This is a genomic window from Zhenpiania hominis (genome assembly GCF_014333425.1).
Lineage (GTDB): Bacteria > Bacillota > Clostridia > Peptostreptococcales > Anaerovoracaceae > Hominibacterium > Hominibacterium hominis.
This window is the reverse complement of the sequence record NZ_JACRYT010000002.1, coordinates 281,110-299,214: the sequence shown is the minus strand read 5'-3', so window position 1 is coordinate 299,214 and position 18,105 is coordinate 281,110. Positions and strand designations below refer to the sequence as shown.

The following is an 18,105-nucleotide window of genomic DNA, read 5'->3' as shown; positions in this document are numbered from 1 at the left end:
TGCGGGGGAAATACCTGCTCCGTCGTCTGGTGGTCCCGCCTTAGACGGGGCCGCCGCTTTCATCCTGACAGAAGGGAGTGATTTTGATGCAGGAAGAAGTGGAAAACAGGACATTGACGCTGACGGTCAATGCCACCAAGTTCACCGGGCGGGTTCTGAAAGCGGCGCTTTCCAAGTACCTGGCCCACCGCAAGAACAAGAAGCTGCAAAAGAGCCGGGACAGCCCGGACGATGTAAAGCCATACGGCAAGGTCAGCATGGAGGACCTGAAAAAGCAGTACGGCGACATGAAGGAGATCGACCTGCAAGACAAGGGGCTTCGGAGTTTTGACCGGATTGCCCGCGAGTACAAGGTCCAGTATGCAGTCTATAAAACGGCAAAGGGCCAGTATCAGATTTTCTTCAAGGCTCCCAGCGAGGCGAGTATGAACGCCGCCTTCCAGAAGTATTCCAAGAACCGGCTGAAAAAGGAGCAGCGCCGGGAGTCTGTGCTGGGTAAGCTCAAGAAGTTCAAGGAGCTGGTGAAAGCCCCGGTTCCGAACCGTGAGAAACGGAGGGAACAGGAACGATGAGACAGCTTGATTTGAAAAAACTTCTGCTCCCCAACCTGCCCTATCTGCTGATCGGCCTCTATGCCACCAAGCTGGGCGAGGCATGGCGGCTGGCTCCGGGTGCGGACGCTTCGGCCAAGCTGCTGGGCCTGATGGATGGATTTGCCGCCGCTTTTCAGTCGGCGCTCCCCAGCTTTCACCCGGTTGACCTGCTGGTGGGCCTCTGCTGCGGGGCTGCCCTGCGGCTGGCTGTTTACTTCAAGGGCAAGAACGCCAAGAAGTACCGCAAGAACATGGAATACGGTTCGGCCCGCTGGGGTACAGCGGAGGACATCAAGCCGTTTATGGACCCGGTGTTTGAGAATAACATCATTCTCACCCAGACGGAACGGCTGACGATGAACAGCCGCCCCAAGGACCCCAGGACAGCCAGGAATAAGAATGTTTTGATTATCGGCGGATCTGGAAGTGGTAGAAGGCTCGCACCTGACCCTGCATGGGGTACGGGCCGATTGCCGTCTTAACCGAAGCCAGCAAGTAAGTTAAGAGTATCAGCGCGGAAGAAATCTGGAAGGGTTTTGCAGTCCTGACCGGAGTGGAAGGCCCGCCTTAAAAAGCGGGACACACGCAACGCATAGGGCTTGAGCCTGCCTTGCAGAATATAACAGCCCCACGAGGCCGCGCTGCCGGCTGGCCTGCCGGATACGGCAGGGCAAAAAGATATGCTATGCTGGGCGTGAATGGACACGCCGCTGAAAATGGGCGAAAGCTCCAGAGGGGCCGATAAAAAGCGGCCCGGTAATCACATCAGAAAACACGCTTCTGGTTGAAACCCAACCTGATGCAGTGTACTTCCAAGACCTATCCGACCTCTTTTGTAGTCACCGATCCAAAGGGCAGTATTCTCATCGAGTGCGGGAAAATGCTGCAAAAGTTCGGCTACCGCATCCGTTTCCTGAACACCATCAACATGAAAAAATCCATGCACTACAATCCCTTCGCCTACATCCACTCGGAGAAAGACATCCTGAAATTGGTGACAACGCTGATTGCGAACACCAAAGGCGAAGGCAAGGGCGGGGACGATTTCTGGGTCAAAGCCGAGACGCTGCTGTTTACGGCGCTGATCGGCTACATCCATTATGAGGCCCCAACGGAGGAACAAAACTTCTCCACCCTGCTGGAAATGATTAACGCGATGGAGGTCCGGGAGGACGATGAGGAATTTGAAAACCCTGTGGATTTGATGTTCAAGGAGCTGGAAAGCCGCCAGCCCGGACACTTTGCGGTGCGCCAGTATAAAAAATACAAGCTCGCCGCAGGTAAGACAGCCAAAAGTATCCTTATCAGCGCGGCGGCCAGGACCTCTATTTTTGACATTCAGGAGGTCCGGGACCTGACCGCCTATGACGAGCTGGAACTGGACACCCTCGGAGATCGCAAGACAGCGTTGTTTTTGATAATGAGCGACACCGAGGACAGTATGAATTTTTTGATCGCTATGACCTACTCCCAGCTTTTCAACCTGCTGTGCGAAAAGGCTGATGATGTGTATGGCGGCAGGCTGCCGGTCCATGTGCGCTGCCTCATAGACGAGGCCGCCAATATCGGGCAGATCCCCCGGCTGGAGAAGCTGGTCGCAACAATCCGAAGTCGTGAGGTATCCGCCTGCCTCGTCCTCCAGGCACAGAGCCAGCTTAAAGCGATTTACAAAGACAACGCCGACACCATCATCGGAAACATGGATGCCACGGTATTCCTTGGCGGCAAGGAACCGACCACCCTAAAGGAACTGGCGGCATCCCTTGGGAAAGAGACAATCGACACCTACAATACCGGCGAAAGCCGTGGGCGGGAAACTTCCCACTCTCTCAATTACCAGAAGCTCGGAAAAGAACTGATGAGCCAGGATGAGCTGGCTGTTATGGATGGCGGCAAGTGCATCCTGCAACTGCGCGGCGTAAGGCCGTTTCTTTCGGATAAGTTTGACATCACCAAACATCCGAACTACAAATATCTATCCGACTACGACAAGAAAAACGCCTTCGACATAGAGCGTTTTCTGTCTGCCAGGCTCAAATTGAGGCCGGACGAACAATTTGCAGCCTATTCGATTGACCTGTCCGGGGACGAAGCCGCCGAGGAAACCGGCGGCTGATTACCTTCGAGGAAAATGTGTGCCTTCCGTAATCAATCAAAAATCAATCAAATTTTATGGAGGTACATTATGGAATTCTTTAACTCTGCTGTGGATGTTCTTCAGACTCTCGTGATTGCCCTGGGCGCTGGCCTTGGTATCTGGGGCGTGATTAACCTTCTCGAAGGCTACGGCAACGACAACCCTGGTGCAAATGCTCATGTACGGTAAAGTATCACAAGAAAATTATGTCGAATTGACAGCCGCCTCCGCTATACCGAATAAGGAAATAAAGAGTCCTCAAATTTTGCGCTACTAAATGAAGACGAGCGGAAGTAATCTCCCGCTCGTCAGTAAACTTAACTATGCCATATCAATCCCGCTTCTTTCCCGCCACCGGCACTAAGAACAGCGCGGGCAACAGCAGGAAAGCGGTACAGACCAGCCCCCAGGGTATGGACACCTGCTGGGCTACCAGCCCCACAATAGGCCCGCCGATGATCTGCCCGAAAGAGTCCAGCTGTCCGCTGGTGGAAAAGACTGTGGCGCGCATTTTCTCATCCACATGGTCGTTCATCCAGGCGGCCAGCACAGGCTCCTTGATGGTGCGCATAAGCCCCGCCAGCAGGAACACCAACAACATGAACCAAAAGCTCCGCCCCACCGCGAAGAGAACCAGGCACAGGATATACCCGGCGCTGGTGGACATGACCACACTGGTTCGGCTGACAGTCCCTTTTTTCTCCATGCGGGCGATGAGCAACTGAGAAGCCAGAATACCTAAGCCGCTGCCGATAAGACTGATAACACCGAACCAAGTGACGCTGTTCAGCGGCCCGATAACGGGTATTACCGTGTCATCCAGAAAATGAGCGGTGGAGAGCCGGTCAAAGCCTTCACTGGCAAGTCCCCCGCATAGTGTGATTGCTAAGAGCGCCAGCAACACAGGTGCGCCTTTCACAAAGCCCAGGTTGAGCTTGAACAGGCAGACAAAGTCTTTAAGCAAGCCCTGCCGTTCCTCAATAGCAGGGGAGAAGTTGGTTTCTGGCATGATGCGAACCAACACCAGCCCCAACAACAAGCACAAACTGCCCCCCAAGATGACAGGCATTTGCAGGTTTATGTTTCCCAGCAGTGTGCCCAGCACCACGCCCAGAACGCCGCCGATTTGCCCCATTTGACTGCCCCGCAGGAACACCTTGTCTATGGGTTTGTCCTCTTCCTCCGAGGCAATCCACGCCTCCAGAGCGCCGGTGATGAAGGTATCACCGCAACCCCAGACAACCTGGGCCAGCAGAACCGGCGCGAACCACGGTAGCGCACCCTCCATCAGAAAGCCCAGGCCGTAGAGGAACATTCCAATCAGCACCGAGCGCCGACGGCTATACAAATCCGCCACCACACCGGTGGGTATCTCGAACAGAAAGCAGGAGGTCTCCAGAACCGTCCCTACCAGGACAAGCTGGAAAGCATCCAGCTGCACCACCTCCAGGTGGTACACGATGGAAAGCACTGTGGACATAGAAACCGCCAGGGAAAAGACAAATCGGAACAGCAGGTAGACAGAATATGCCTTTGAATTTTTAGCAAACATGAAGTTACATTCTCCTTTACGAATCAGTGGGTTGTTTTGTGAAACAAGCCCGACTGCCGCGCAGGAAGGGCAAACTTCTCAGCCCTTTCTAACAGTGATTTTAGAAAAGGCCTCCTATAAGTGCCCAAAGCGCCGTTAAAAGACTTGTTTCTGTTTTTGCAGTTTGCCATATGAATACCTCCGATACTGAAATTAGAACAACATGGCTGTTCTTCTTCGCGATATTATAGCAAATGGGCTTTGTGTTGTCAATGTAAAGAGAAGCGAGAGCGAGAGCGAGAGCGAGAGCGAGAGCAAGTTTCTACCACGGTGCCAAAATCCGCAATTCTGCGGTTTTGCCCCTCGCGGGAAACTTGTTGGGGAGTGCCTTCCCCAAACCCTGCTTTGCGCCCTTGCGGGCGAAAAAACTGAAAACAGTTTTTGTTATTTTCCAAAAAGTTGCCCAATGGGAGAAGTAGAGAGTTTTTTACCCCAAACGCAAAAAAATTTTTGTTATTTCCCGAAAAGTTCAGCAATGAAAGGGGTAGAGAGATTTCTCCGCCCAAAGTAGAAAAAAGTTGCCCAATAGGAGGAGTGAGGGGAAAAATTCTCCGCCCAAAATCCGAAAAAATTCAGCAATAGGAATAGTGAGAGGAGGTTTTCAGCCTATGCCGAAGCGATACAACACACCCCACCGCAGCCGCGTTGTGAAAACCCGGCTGTCCGAAGATGAATACGCCGACTTCACAGCGCGGCTTGCGCCCTATGGTATCAGCCAGTCCGAATTTCTCCGGCAGGCGATACGGCGCACCGCCATACGCCCCGTTATCCATGTATCAGCGGTCAATGACGAGCTGCTTTCCGCTGTCGGGAAACTCACAGCCGAGTACGGCAAAATCGGCGGCAACCTTAACCAGATAGCCCGGTGTCTGAACGAGTACGGCGCACCCTACAACGCGCTGTCCGGCGAGGTACGCGCCGCCATAGCCGACCTTGCCGCCCTCAAGTATGAAGTCTTACAGAAAGTAGGTGACGCGGTTGGCAACACTCAAGCATATCAACTCTAAAAACGCCGACTACGGAGCCGCCGAACAGTATCTGCTGTTTGAGCATGACGAGTTTACCATGAAGCCCGTCCTTGATGAAACCGGCAGGCTTATCCCCCGCGAGGACTACCGGCTGTCCACGCTGAACTGCGGCGGGGAGGATTTTGCCGTTGCGTGTATGCGGGCAAATCTCCGCTATGAGAAAAACCAGCGGCGGGAAGATGTGAAAAGCCACCACTATATCATCAGCTTTGACCCACGGGACGGGCCGGACAACGGCTTGACCGTAGACCGGGCGCAGGCATTGGGCGAGAAGTTTTGCGCCGAACATTTCCCCGGCCACCAAGCCCTTGTATGCACTCACCCGGACGGGCATAACCACAGCGGCAATATCCATGTGCATATCGTCATTAACAGCCTGCGGATTGAGGAAGTGCCGTTCCTGCCCTACATGGACAGGCCAGCCGACACGAAAGCCGGGTGCAAGCACCGCTGTACCGACGCGGCCTTGCGCTACTTCAAGTCCGAAGTCATGGAGATGTGCCACCGGGAGGGGCTTTATCAAATCGACCTCTTGAACGGCAGCAAGAACCGCGTCACAGACCGAGAGTATTGGGCGCAGAAAAAGGGACAGGCCGCGCTGGATAAGCAGAACGCCCCCATGATTGCAGGCGGTATCACGCCCCGGCAGACCAAGTTTGAAACGAACAAGGAGAAGCTGCGGCAGACCATACGCGCCGCGCTGTCTGCGGCGGCCTCATTCGAGGACTTTTCCTCTCTGCTGCTGCGGGAGGGCGTGGCCGTCAAGGAGAGCCGGGGGCGGCTTAGTTACCTCACGCCAGACAGGACAAAGCCCATTACCGCCCGCAAGCTGGGCGACGATTTTGAACGCGCCGCTGTCCTTGCCGTTTTGGAACAGAACGCCGCCAGAACCGCAGAAAAGGCCGCAGCTATATCCAGTACGCCGCCCTCTATCAAAGACCAACTGCGGGCAGACAGAGCCGCCCGAACCGCCCCGAATGTGCAGCGGCTTGTGGACATTGAGCAGAAGAAAGCCGAGGGCAAAGGCCGGGGCTATGAACGCTGGGCGACCATGCACAACCTCAAACAGATGGCCGCGACGCTGAATGTGTATCAGGAATACGGCTTTACTTCCCCGGAGCAGTTAGAAGCCGCCGTTGATACTGCCTATCAGGAAATGCGCCAGACCAGCGGCGAACTGAAAGCACTGGAAACGAAGCTACAAGGGAAAAAGGAGTTGCAGCGGCAGGTGCTTGCCTACGCCAAGACCAAGCCCGCCCGCGACGGGCTGAAAGCGCAGAAATCCGAGAAAGCCCGCGCCGCATACCGGCAGGCGCATGAGAGCGACTTTATCATAGCCGACGCAGCCGCCCGGTATTTCAAGGCGCATGGTATTACCAAGCTGCCCGCCCGGAAAGCGTTGCGGGACGAGATCGAGCAGCTTGTTTCCAAGAAATCCGGCCTGTATAACACCTACCACGAACAGAAACAGCGGTATGCGGAGTTGCAGACCGTCAAGCGGAACATCGACCAGATTTTGCGCCGGGAGGAACCCCGCCGCAGAAAGGAGCAGAGCCATGAACGATAAGCTGCCCCGCATGGACTACCGACAGCACCGGCGGGCGCGGCGGCTGGTGCATGAGTGCTGTAACTACGATGGAGGGAACTGTCTGCTGTTAGATGACGGGGAGCCTTGCGTGTGCGTCCAGAGCATTTCCCTTTCCCTCATGTGCCGGTGGTTCCGTGTGGCTGTCCTGCCCCTTGACGGGGAACTGGCCGCAGCCCTCTTGTACCGGGGGAGCCGGAAACGGTGCGCCGTCTGCGGCGCGGCCTTTGTCCCCAAATCCAACCGGGGAAAATACTGCCCCGACTGCGCCGGACGCATGAAGAAAATCAAAGCCGCCGAGCGAAAACGGAAACAAAGGCATAAATGTCACGCTTTAGAGCCTTTCAAACCCGCATAAATCAAGGCTTTTTTCGTGGGTGTCAAAGGGTGTGCGATACATTTATCCTTTTCCTCCGGAAACGGCGTTCTAAATGCGTACAAACCGCCAAAATCAACCCGAACACAGGGAGGTGATACTATCGCTGATTATATCACGGCAGACACGAAGCTGCCCGCCTATCTGCCCTATCCCCGTTTCCTGTTCAAAATGGAGATTTCCCAGACCGCCAAGCTGCTCTATGCGCTGCTGTTAGACCGCTCCACCCTCTCCCAGAAGAACAAGTGGCAGGACGACGAGGGCAGGATTTATATTATCTATCCCATCGCGGAGATAGCCGAAATACTGGATAAAGGCAGCACCACCATAAAGGGGGCGCTTAACGAACTGGACATGGCGGGGCTTTTGGAACGGGAACGGGGCGGCTTCTCCGCACCGAACCGGCTATATGTGAAAGTGCCGCGTGTGCCACAGGTACAGTTTTCCGACCAACTGATGGCCGGAAGTCCGCCCCTCACAGAGCCGGAAAACCGACCTACTGATGGTCAGAAAACCGACCTTATGATGGTCGGAAAACCGTCCCCTAACCAAACTACTATAAACAACCTTACAGAGAACCAAACAATGGGAGCGAGTGGGGAGCCGCCCGCAGCTTTTGGCAGATACCAGAATATTTTTCTGTCACAGACCGAATACGACGAGTTGCAGGCAGAGTACCCCGACAGGCTGGAACGGTTCATCGAGGAATTGAGCCAGTATATCGCCGCCACCGGGAAAGATTACCGCAACTATGCCGCCGCTGTCCGTATGTGGGCAGACCGGGACAGAAAGGGAGCCGCAAAACAGGGCGTCCCCGATTACTCATTCAAGGAGGGAGAGAGCCTATGAACACCACATTTTCAGAAATGATTGACAGATTGACCGCCACCACCCCGGAGCAGGAGGACTACACCGGCGAGGACGGTTTACTGTACTGCGGCAAGTGCCATAAGCCGAAAGAAGCCTATTTTGCGCCGGACAAGGCCGCTATCTTTGGCCGTGACCGCCACCCGGCAGAGTGCGACTGCCAGAGAGCCGCCCGCGAGGAACGGGAAGCCGCCGAGAAACGGCAAAAGCACCTTGACACCGTAGAGGACTTGAAACGCCGGGGCTTTACCGACCCCGCCATGCGGGACTGGACTTTTGAGAACGACAACGGCCAGAACCCGCAGGCAATCCGGGCGCGCAACTATGTGAAGAACTGGGAACGGGCTTACGCCGGGAATGTGGGCTGCCTGTTCTGGGGGAGCGTCGGCACCGGCAAGAGTTACCTTGCGGGCTGTATCGCAAACGCCCTCATGGAGAAAGAAATCCCCGTCTATATGACGAATTTTGCCCTTATCCTCAATGACCTTGCCGCCAGCTTTGAGGGCAGGAATGAATATATTTCCCGTCTTTGCCGCTATCCGCTGCTAATCCTTGACGACTTCGGTATGGAGCGCGGGACAGAATACGGGCTGGAACAGGTTTTCCATGTGATTGACAGCCGTTACCGCAGCCGCAAGCCGCTGATCGTCACGACCAACCTCACGCTTTCAGAGTTGCAGCACCCAAAAGACACCGCCCATTCCCGGATTTATGACCGGGTGCTGGAAATGTGTCCCCCGGTGTGCTGTACCGGCGGCAATTTCCGCAAAAAGGCCGCACAGGACAAGCTGGGGCTTTTGAAAGAACTGATGAACGAGTGAAAGGAGTATTGCCTATGGCAGATAACAAGCAGCCCGACACCCGCACCGCCCGCCGCCCCGACTGTGTGACGGAAATCCGCATGGGCAATTCCGTCCTTGTCGTGTCCGGCTATTTCAAGAAAGACACTACCACCACCGCCGCCGACAAAATGGCGCGGGTACTGGAAGCGGAAGCCGCTGCTACACAAAAACCGGCGATTTGACAAGCTGTAAAGAAGCAGATTTGACACTTTTGCCGCTATACAACCAGCCCTGTTCCGTGGTACAATGAAACCACGGAATAGTGGGGCTGGCTGTCGGAAACGGAGGATTTTATGTTAAGACAAGCCACCCAAAACCTCATTACCGCCCTTTATCCGAGATTGTCCCATGAGGACGAATTGCAAGGCGAGAGTAATTCCATATCGAACCAAAAACGGATACTCGAAACCTTTGCAAAACAGAATGGCTTTACCAACCTGCGCTGGTACACCGACGACGGCTATTCCGGCGCGAACTTTCAAAGGCCCGGTTTTCAAGCCATGCTTGCAGACATTGAAGCCGGGAAAGTGGGTACGGTCATCGTCAAGGACATGAGCCGGTTAGGGCGTAACTACTTGCAGGTGGGATTTTACACGGAAATGCTGTTCCCTCAAAAGGGAGTGCGTTTTATCGCTGTCAACGACAATGTGGACAGCGCAAACGGCGGCATGGACAACGATTTTACCCCTCTGCGAAATCTGTTCAACGAATGGCTGGTGAGAGATACGAGCAAGAAAATCAAGGCAGTAAAACGAGCAAAAGGCATGAGCGGCAAGCCCGTTACCAGCAAGCCGGTGTATGGCTACCTCATGGACGAGGACGAGAACTATATCGTTGACGAGGAAACCGCGCCGGTAGTCAAGCAGATATACCAGCTTTGCCTTGCCGGGAACGGCCCGACCAAGATTGCCCGTATGCTTACGGAGCAGCAAATCCCCACGCCGGGGACGCTGGAATATCAGCGGACTGGCAGCACACGCCGCTATCACCCCGGCTATGAGTGCAAATGGGCGACAAATACCGTTGTCCACCTGTTGGAAAACCGGGAGTACACCGGCTGTCTGGTAAACTTCAAGACGGAGAAGCCCTCTTACAAGACCAAGCACAGCGTAGAGAACCCCATCGAGAAGCAGGCCATTTTCCCGAACCACCATGAGCCGATTATCGACACGGAAACATGGGAGCGCGTGCAGGAGTTACGCAAGCAGCGCAAACGCCCGAACCGCTATGATGAAGTGGGGCTGTTCTCCGGTATGCTGTTCTGCGCCGACTGCGGCCATGTGATGTACCAGCAGCGGTATCAGAACAAGAACCGCAAGCAGGACTGTTACATCTGCGGCAGCTACAAGAAGCGCACCCGCGACTGTACGGCGCACTTTATCCGCACCGACCTGTTGACCGCCGGTGTCCTCTCCAATCTCCGGCAAGTGACCGAGTATGCCGCCAAGCATGAGAGCCGCTTTGTGAAGCTGCTTATCCAGCAGAACGAGATCGGCGGCAAGAGAAAGACCGCCGCAGCCACGAAGCAGCTTGAACAGGCACAGGAGCGCATTTCTGAAGTGAGCCGCATAATCAAGCGGCTGTATGAGGACAATGTGAACGGCAAAATCAGCGACGAGCGTTTCATGGAACTGTCGGCAGACTATGAGCAGGAACAGCGGGAACTGAAAGACCGCGCCGCCGCTTTGCAGGAGGAACTTTCCAAGTCGCAGGCCGCCACCGTCAATGCGGAAAAGTTTATGGGTATCGTCCGAAAGCACCTTGCCTTTGAGGAATTGACCCCCACCCTCTTGCGGGAGATGATTGAGAAAATCGTCGTGCATGAGTGCAGCTATGACGAGAACGGCACCCGCAGGCAGGACATTGAGATTTATTACAGCTTTGTCGGCAAGATTGACTTGCCCGAAGCCTAACGCCCGACCTATCCGACACAACGCGCGAGTGCCGGATAGGAACGGCAAAATTTTTTACACTTCTATTACTTCTTTATCGCACATCAGTAAAATCCCAGGGCATGAAGCAGCTCATGGCTGGCGGCGGCGTTGCCCTGATCGGTATGCTGCTTGTTCCGCAGCTCACCGGGCTTTTCGGCTAATCTGTCACCCCAAAACCCCAGCCCCTCCCGTCCTGCGCGGGAGGGGCAGAAAGGAGGGTAAACCCCTATGGATTTTCTGTGGGATGCCATAACCGAATGGCTCAAGGAGCTTCTGGTGGGCGGTATCACGAGCAACCTGTCCGGGATGTTCGATTCCGTCAACCAGAAGGTGGCTGAAATCTCCGGCCAGGTGGGTATGACCCCCCAGGGCTGGAATGGCAGCATCTATAACATGATCCACAACCTTTCGGAGACGGTCATTGTCCCCATCGCCGGAGTGATTTTAGCGTTTGTTATGACGCTGGAATTGATCCAGATCATCACCGACAAGAATAACTTCCACGAGATCGAAACAGCGGTCTTTTTCAAGTGGATTTTCAAAACTGCCTGCGCCATCCTGATTGTCACCAATACCTGGAACATCGTCATGGGTGTGTTTGATGTGGCGCAGGGCGTTGTCAATCAGGCATCCGGCGTTATCATTTCGGATGCCAGCATCGACATCAGCTCCGTTATCACCGATATGGAGAGCCGCCTGATGGAGATGGAGCTGGGGCCGCTGTTCGGCCTGTGGTTTCAATCCCTGTTTGTGGGCATTACCATGTGGGCGCTCACCATCTGCATATTCATCGTCATTTATGGCCGGATGGTGGAAATCTATCTCGTGACCTCTGTGGCTCCCATCCCGATGGCGGCCATGATGGGCCGGGAATGGGGCGGCATGGGCCAGAACTACCTGCGCTCCCTGATGGCCCTGGGCTTTCAGGCATTTCTCATTATTGTCTGCGTGGGCATCTATGCGGTCCTGGTGGAGAATATCGCCCTGGATGATGACATCATCGGCGCAATCTGGAGCTGTGTGGGCTATACGGTGCTGCTGTGTTTTACCCTGTTCAAAACTGGAAGCCTCGCCAAGAGTATTTTCTCGGCGCACTAAATCGGGAGGGAGGTTTCTAAATGGCTTATGTACCAGTACCAAAAGACCTGACCAAAGTAAAAACGAAGGTCATGTTCAATCTCACCAAGAGGCAGCTTGTCTGCTTCGGGAGCGGGGCGCTTCTCGGCGTGCCGCTTTTCTTTCTGCTCAAAGGGCCTGTGGGGACCAGCACAGCGGCCATGTGCATGGTCATCCTCATGCTGCCGTTTTTCCTGCTGGCGATGTATGAGAAGAACGGCCAGCCGCTGGAAAAGATACTCCGCAACATGATCCGGGTGTGTTTCCTGCGGCCCCGGCAACGGCCCTATAAAACCAAGAACTTTTACGCCGTTGTCATGCGGCAGAACCAGTTAGACAGGGAGGTGTATCACATTGTCAACGGAAAAGCGAAAACTGACCCGCGCCGAGAGAAAACTGATCGAGGCCGCCATCGCCAGGGCGAACCAGACCGATAAAAAGCAGCTTTCGGCGCAAGACAGCATCCCTTATCAGCGGATGTTCCCGGACGGCATTTGCCGTGTCACTGATACCTTTTACACCAAGACGGTCCAGTATCAGGATATTAACTACCAGCTTTCGCAGAACGAGGATAAAACCGCCATCTTTGAAGGCTGGTGCGACTTCCTCAACTACTTCGACAGCTCCATCAAATTTCAGCTTTCCTTCCTCAACCTGACTGCCAGCCGGGACAGCTATGCGAACAGCATCAACATCCCACCCCAGGGCGATGAATTTGACAGCATCCGGGCTGAGTACACGGAAATGCTGCAAAACCAGCTTGCCAAGGGCAACAACGGCCTTATCAAGACCAAGTACCTGACTTTCGGGATTGAGGCGGCCAGCCTGAAGGCGGCAAAGCCCCGTCTGGAACGCATTGAGACGGATGTGATAAACAACTTCAAGCGGCTGGGCGTGGTGGTGGAACCGTTAAACGGCAAGGAGCGCCTGCGGGTGCTGCATCAGATCTTCCACATGGATGGACAGGAGCCATTTCAATTCTCCTGGGACTGGCTGGCCCCATCCGGCCTCTCCACCAAAGACTTTATTGCGCCCAGCTCCTTCTCTTTCCCCAACGGCAAGACCTTCTGCATGGGGAAAAAGTTCGGGGCTGTCTCCTTCGTCCAAATCCTCGCGCCGGAGCTGAATGACCGGATGCTGGCGGATTTTCTGGACATGGAAAGCAGCCTGATCGTGAACCTGCACATCCAGTCGGTGGACCAGGTGAGCGCCATCAAGACCATCAAGCGCAAGATTACCGACCTGGACCGGGCAAAAATCGAGGAACAAAAGAAAGCGGTCCGAAGCGGATATGACATGGATATAATTCCCTCCGACCTTGCCACTTATGGGACGGAGGCGAAAAAGCTCTTGCAGGACTTGCAGAGCCGCAACGAGCGAATGTTCCTTTTGACCTTCCTGGTCCTCAACACCGCAGACAGCCAGAGGCAGCTTGCCAATAATGTGTTTCAGGCCAGCTCCATCGCCCAAAAGCACAACTGCCAGCTCACCCGGCTGGACTTCCAGCAGGAAGAAGGGCTGATGAGCAGCCTGCCCCTGGGCTATAACCAGATCGAGATACAGCGGGGCTTGACGACCTCAAGCGTCGCTATTTTTGTACCCTTTACCACCCAGGAGCTTTTCCAGGATGGCAAGGAGGCCCTGTATTATGGGCTGAACGCGCTCTCCAACAACCTCATCATGGTGGACCGAAAACTCCTGAAGAACCCCAACGGATTGATCCTCGGCACACCGGGCAGCGGCAAGTCCTTCTCGGCAAAACGCGAGATTTCCAATGTGTTCCTGGTGACGAATGATGATGTTCTGATTTGTGACCCGGAGGACGAATATGCCCCGCTGGTGATCCGCCTGGGCGGACAGGTGGTGAAGATTTCTCCCACCAGCAACCAGTATGTGAACCCAATGGACATCAACCTCAACTACTCGGACGATGATAACCCGCTGGCTTTGAAAGCCGACTTCATCCTCTCCCTGTGCGACATTGTGGTGGGGAGCAAGGACGGATTGCAGCCGGTGGAAAAGACCGTCATTGACCGCGCGGTGCGGAATGTGTACCGGCCTTATCTGGCCGACCCGGACCCGGAGAAAATGCCTATCCTGCAAGACCTCTATGACGAGCTGCTGCGCCAGCCGGAGCCGGAGGCCAAGCGCGTGGCGGCGGCCTTGGAGCTGTATGTGACCGGCTCCCTCAATGTGTTCAACCACCGTACCAATGTGGAGCTGACAAACCGGCTGGTCTGCTTCAATATCAAGGAACTCGGCAAACAATTAAAACAGCTCGGTATGCTGGTCATTCAGGACCAGGTGTGGAACCGCGTCACCGTCAACCGGGCGGCTGGCAAGACCACCCGCTACTACTGCGATGAGTTCCACCTGCTTTTGAAGGGGGAACTTGCAAGCTGGAGCGTGGAAATCTGGAAACGCTTTCGGAAATGGGGCGGCATCCCCACCGGGATCACCCAAAATATCAAGGACCTGCTGGCCTCCCGCGAGATTGAGAACATCTTTGAGAACAGCGACTTCATCTATATGCTCAATCAGGCATCCGGGGACCGGCAGATATTGGCGAAGCAGCTCAACATCAGCCCGCACCAGCTTTCCTATGTGACCCACTCCGGCGAGGGCGAGGGGCTTCTGTTCTACGGGAATGTCATTCTGCCTTTCCTGGATCGGTTCCCGAAGGACACGGAGCTGTACCGCATTATGACCACCAAGCCCCAGGAGGTATCGGCATGAGGCAGGAACCCCGCTTACAGTTTACCAAAGAGGAACGGGCTGCCCCGGCACTGGAAAAGCCCATCCGCAAGGCAGACCGGGCGGCGAACAAGGCAGAAAAAGCGCGGGCGAAAATCCCTAAGAAGAAAATCCGCTTCGAGGAAACGGTAACGGACCCTGCCACCGGCAAGACCGTCACCCGCCTGCGCTTTGAGGAAGTGGATAAGAAAAAGCCGCCTTCCAAGCTGTCCCATGCAGTACGGGATGCGCCTGGGAACGCGGTTCTCTCCAAAGTACACAAGGAAATCCGGGAGTCCGAGGAAGATAATGTGGGCGTGGAGAGCGCCCACAAGATGGAAGAAGCCGCCGAAACGGGCGGGCGCATGATTGAGAGCGCCTACCATTCCCACAAGCTGAAACCTTACCGGGAGGCCGCCAAAGCCGAGAAAAGGCTGGAAAAGGCCAACATTAACGCCCTTTACCACAAAAGCCTGCGGGATAATCCCCAGCTTGCCAGCAATCCGCTGTCCCGATGGCAGCAAAAGCACGCCATCAAAAAACAGTATGCCGCTGCCAAGCGTGCGGGCCAGACCGCAGGCAGTACCGCCAAAGCTGCGGAACAGACGGCAAAGACCGCCAAAACCGCCGCCAAAAAGAGTGAACAGGCGGCACAGTTCGTCTGGCGGCACCGGCGGGGCTTTCTGGTGGGCATCGCCCTGGTGGTGATGCTCTGTTTCCTGCTCAACACCATGTCCTCCTGTTCCATGATGTTTGAAAGCGTGGGTTCCGGCGTTGCCGGTTCCACCTATCCCTCCCGCGATGAGGATATGCTGGGGGCCGAGGCCGCCTACGCGCAGATGGAGGCAGAGTTGCAGGACTACCTGGATAACTACGAGGCAACCCATGACTATGACGAGTATCACTTTGATCTGGATGAAATCGTCCATGACCCCTATGTGCTGATCTCCATTCTCACCGCCTACCATCAGGGGGAATGGACCCTTGCCGAAGTGGAAGGAACCCTCTCCATGCTCTTTGAGCGGCAGTACATTCTCACCGAGGAAGTGGTGGTGGAGACACGCTACCGTACCGAAACCTCAACGAACCCGGAAACCGGCGAAACCACCAGCGAGCAGGTCCCTTACGATTACTATATCTGTTATGTGACCCTGGAAAACTTTGACCTGTCCCACCTGCCTGTCTACATCATGGGTGAGGAACAGGTGAGCCTCTACGCGGTCTATATGGCAACGCTGGGCAACCGGCCCGATCTCTTTGAGGGCAATCCCAACGCCTCCAACAGCGGCAGCCTGGAATTTACCGACTATGACATTCCCCCGGAGGCCCTGGAAGATGAAACTTTCCGGGCCATGATTACCGAGGCGGAAAAGTACCTGGGCTATCCCTATGTGTGGGGCGGCAGCTCTCCCAGCACCAGCTTTGACTGCTCCGGCTTCATTTCATGGGTCATCAATCATTCCGGCTGGGATGTGGGGCGGCTGACCGCCAACGGCCTTTTGAACATCTCCACCCCTGTTTCCCGTGAGAACGCCCGGCCCGGCGACCTGATCTTTTTCCAGGGGACCTATGACACCGCCGGGGCCTCCCATGTGGGGCTGTATGTGGGTGACGGAATGATGATCCACTGCGGGTCCCCGATTTCTTACGCAAATATCAACACCTCTTACTGGCAGCAGCATTTTTACACCTTTGCGAGACTGCCGTAACAGAAAGGAGCTTTTGTATGAACGCCAAAATCAAGAAAATCAATGCCGAGTATGAGAAGAACGCCGCGAAGATCGCGGAGCTTCAGGCCCGGCAGAAGGAACTGGACAAACAGCGCACCGAGCTGGAAAACCTGGACATTGTGGGCATGGTCCGCAACATGGGCATGACGCCGGAGGAACTGGCGGCCCTGATCGAAGCGTCCAAAAACGGCCAGATGGCCCCTGCCATGACGGAGAAGGAGGAAACCGGCGATGAAGAAAACTAAATCTCGTATCCTTGCCAGCTTTGTGGCCGTGATGCTCTGCTTCACGGCTTTTTCTACGGTGGCTTTTGCCAATGGGAACGACCCGGAGGCAAAGCCGGAAACCACGGCCAGCACCGAACAGGCCGAGGAAACGGAGGCCCCCACCACCGGCGGCATCGAAGATACTGCGGATGCAGACGAAAATGCCTCTGATACGGCAGAAGCTGAAACCATGACCGAGGAAGATGTGGCCAAGCTGCTTTCCTCCCTGTTCGGCTCCCAGATGGAAGTCACCACCACGGACAGCGGCCTCCAGATCACTTCCAGCGGCGAGGCGGCCAGCACCAGGACCGGGACCGTCACCACCAACGGCGGCAACCTAAATGTCCGCACCGGCGCAGGGACCGACAATGCCGCCATCACCCAGCTCCCCAATGGGACCGAGGTGGAGGTGATCGGCACCGAAGGCGGCTGGGTGAAAATCCTCCTGCCGGAGCGCGAGGGCTATGTGTGCGGCGACTACCTCACCATCAGCGATGCCAGTACCGGCGATGGCAGCTTTTCCCTCTCTCTTGGAGAAGATGAACTTTCTTCCCTGATGGGACTGCTTGGCGGCGGGGGCGGCAGCGCCCTGACCCCGGACGGGAACCTGACCCTGATTGACGATTACGGCAGCACAACCGGCAGCGGCAAGCAGTTTATCACGCTGGAAACGAAAGCCGGGAATGTCTTTTACCTGATTATTGACCGTGACGATAAAGGCGAAGAAACGGTCCACTTCTTGAACCAGGTGGACGAGGCGGACCTGATGGCCCTGGCCGATGATGGCGAACCGGCCACCTGTTCCTGTACTACCCGCTGCCAGGCCGGAGCGGTCAATATGAACTGTGAAATCTGCGCTTCGGATATGACCGCCTGCGCTGGCCCGGAACCAGAGCCGGAGCCGGAAGAAACGCCTGCCGCCGAGGAAACCGAACCAGCGCCGGAGGAAGAAAGCGGCGGCATGGGCGGCCTGCTGATTGTCTTGCTGATCGCGGCCCTGGCGGGCGGCGGCGCGTTCTACTACATCAAATTCATCAAGAATAAGCCCAAGACCAAGGGCGACACCGACCTGGACGATTACGACTACGGCGAGGACGAGGAACCTGCCGGGGAGGAAGATCTGGACGAGGACGCAGAGGAAGAAATGGACGATGAGTTTACTATGGATGCGGAGCCGGAGGATGAGAAGCTATGAGATATTTCACCGACAACCCTCTGGAGCGCATGATGATGCAGGTCCCCCGCCAGGAGCGGGGGCCTGACCTGTCCCGCCCGGCCAAAGGCCATCCCTGCCACGGCTGCAAACG

At 55.6% G+C, this 18,105-nt stretch carries 18 protein-coding genes and 1 pseudogene; 18 read left to right on the top strand and 1 reads right to left on the bottom strand.

The genetic code is table 11. From position 1 onward, the window contains the following. The first annotated feature begins 86 nt into the window (after positions 1 to 86). The 4 genes and pseudogenes from H9L42_RS04235 to H9L42_RS04220 all read left to right on the top strand — a co-directional run bounded on the left by H9L42_RS04235 (position 87) and on the right by H9L42_RS04220 (position 2,919). Positions 87 to 572, top strand: a complete 486-nt coding sequence (locus H9L42_RS04235) for a PcfB family protein (protein WP_087415666.1) — start codon at positions 87 to 89, stop codon at positions 570 to 572. After that, entirely contained in the window at positions 569 to 1,075 is a 507-nt protein-coding gene (locus H9L42_RS04230) for a conjugal transfer protein TraG (RefSeq protein ID WP_187302128.1), read from the top strand. Before H9L42_RS04235 ends, H9L42_RS04230 begins: the two co-directional genes overlap by 4 nt. A gap of 287 nt (positions 1,076 to 1,362) precedes the next feature. Further along, a pseudogene (locus tag H9L42_RS04225) lies at positions 1,363 to 2,709 on the top strand (VirD4-like conjugal transfer protein, CD1115 family); the annotation flags it as partial. Positions 2,710 to 2,778: 69 nt separating this feature from the next. Then, positions 2,779 to 2,919: a Maff2 family mobile element protein gene (locus tag H9L42_RS04220; protein WP_034594793.1), complete on the top strand. Its 141-nt coding sequence runs from the start codon at positions 2,779 to 2,781 to the stop codon at positions 2,917 to 2,919. Positions 2,920 to 3,061: 142 nt separating this feature from the next. Here H9L42_RS04220 and tet(40) read toward each other — a convergent pair whose 3' ends face one another. Next, positions 3,062 to 4,282, bottom strand: coding sequence for a tetracycline efflux MFS transporter Tet(40) (gene tet(40) / locus H9L42_RS04215; protein WP_002578914.1), 1,221 nt, complete (start codon positions 4,280 to 4,282; stop codon positions 3,062 to 3,064). 647 nt (positions 4,283 to 4,929) lie between these two features. Between tet(40) and H9L42_RS04210 the strand changes: the two genes are divergently transcribed. The 14 genes from H9L42_RS04210 (at position 4,930) to H9L42_RS17340 (ending at position 17,993) form a co-directional block, all read left to right on the top strand. Then, complete coding sequence (locus H9L42_RS04210; RefSeq protein WP_066522956.1) at positions 4,930 to 5,328, top strand: plasmid mobilization protein; 399 nt, start codon at positions 4,930 to 4,932, stop codon at positions 5,326 to 5,328. Then, entirely contained in the window at positions 5,291 to 6,916 is a 1,626-nt protein-coding gene (locus tag H9L42_RS04205) for a relaxase/mobilization nuclease domain-containing protein (RefSeq protein ID WP_465270643.1), read from the top strand. Before H9L42_RS04210 ends, H9L42_RS04205 begins: the two co-directional genes overlap by 38 nt. Further along, a complete protein-coding gene (locus H9L42_RS04200; RefSeq protein WP_079699043.1) occupies positions 6,906 to 7,292 on the top strand; it encodes a cysteine-rich VLP domain-containing protein in 387 nt (128 codons plus the stop codon). Before H9L42_RS04205 ends, H9L42_RS04200 begins: the two co-directional genes overlap by 11 nt. 15 nt (positions 7,293 to 7,307) lie before the next feature. Continuing rightward, the gene (locus tag H9L42_RS04195) at positions 7,308 to 8,159 is read left to right on the top strand and encodes a replication initiator protein A (RefSeq protein ID WP_417891349.1); all 852 of its coding nucleotides are present in this window, start codon (positions 7,308 to 7,310) and stop codon (positions 8,157 to 8,159) included. Further along, positions 8,156 to 8,998 (top strand): ATP-binding protein, encoded by an 843-nt coding sequence (locus tag H9L42_RS04190; protein WP_066522962.1) that lies wholly within the window; start codon positions 8,156 to 8,158, stop codon positions 8,996 to 8,998. Before H9L42_RS04195 ends, H9L42_RS04190 begins: the two co-directional genes overlap by 4 nt. Positions 8,999 to 9,012: 14 nt before the next feature. Beyond that, positions 9,013 to 9,201 carry a transposon-encoded TnpW family protein gene (locus H9L42_RS04185; protein WP_066522963.1) on the top strand — a complete coding sequence of 63 codons (189 nt, stop codon included), beginning with the start codon at positions 9,013 to 9,015 and terminating at the stop codon, positions 9,199 to 9,201. Between the two features lie 111 nt (positions 9,202 to 9,312). Continuing rightward, positions 9,313 to 10,932: a recombinase family protein gene (locus tag H9L42_RS04180; protein ID WP_066522968.1), complete on the top strand. Its 1,620-nt coding sequence runs from the start codon at positions 9,313 to 9,315 to the stop codon at positions 10,930 to 10,932. Positions 10,933 to 10,967: 35 nt separating this feature from the next. Continuing rightward, positions 10,968 to 11,114 carry a Maff2 family mobile element protein gene (locus H9L42_RS17425; RefSeq protein WP_187302162.1) on the top strand — a complete coding sequence of 49 codons (147 nt, stop codon included), beginning with the start codon at positions 10,968 to 10,970 and terminating at the stop codon, positions 11,112 to 11,114. A 67-nt stretch (positions 11,115 to 11,181) separates the two neighbouring features. Beyond that, on the top strand, positions 11,182 to 12,051 hold the full coding sequence (locus H9L42_RS04170) for a VirB6/TrbL-like conjugal transfer protein, CD1112 family (protein WP_072849328.1): 870 nt from the start codon (positions 11,182 to 11,184) through the stop codon (positions 12,049 to 12,051). Positions 12,052 to 12,071: 20 nt separating this feature from the next. Then, on the top strand, positions 12,072 to 12,506 hold the full coding sequence (locus tag H9L42_RS04165) for a PrgI family protein (RefSeq protein ID WP_072849326.1): 435 nt from the start codon (positions 12,072 to 12,074) through the stop codon (positions 12,504 to 12,506). Next, entirely contained in the window at positions 12,424 to 14,805 is a 2,382-nt protein-coding gene (locus H9L42_RS04160) for a VirB4-like conjugal transfer ATPase, CD1110 family (RefSeq protein WP_207734914.1), read from the top strand. The genes H9L42_RS04165 and H9L42_RS04160 overlap by 83 nt, the downstream gene beginning before the upstream one ends. Then, positions 14,802 to 16,511 carry a C40 family peptidase gene (locus tag H9L42_RS04155; RefSeq protein ID WP_187302127.1) on the top strand — a complete coding sequence of 570 codons (1,710 nt, stop codon included), beginning with the start codon at positions 14,802 to 14,804 and terminating at the stop codon, positions 16,509 to 16,511. The genes H9L42_RS04160 and H9L42_RS04155 overlap by 4 nt, the downstream gene beginning before the upstream one ends. Positions 16,512 to 16,528: 17 nt before the next feature. Beyond that, on the top strand, positions 16,529 to 16,777 hold the full coding sequence (locus tag H9L42_RS04150; RefSeq protein WP_187302126.1) for a DUF4315 family protein: 249 nt from the start codon (positions 16,529 to 16,531) through the stop codon (positions 16,775 to 16,777). Beyond that, entirely contained in the window at positions 16,764 to 17,993 is a 1,230-nt protein-coding gene (locus H9L42_RS17340; RefSeq protein WP_187302125.1) for a CD1107 family mobile element protein, read from the top strand. Before H9L42_RS04150 ends, H9L42_RS17340 begins: the two co-directional genes overlap by 14 nt. Positions 17,994 to 18,105 lie beyond the last annotated feature (112 nt).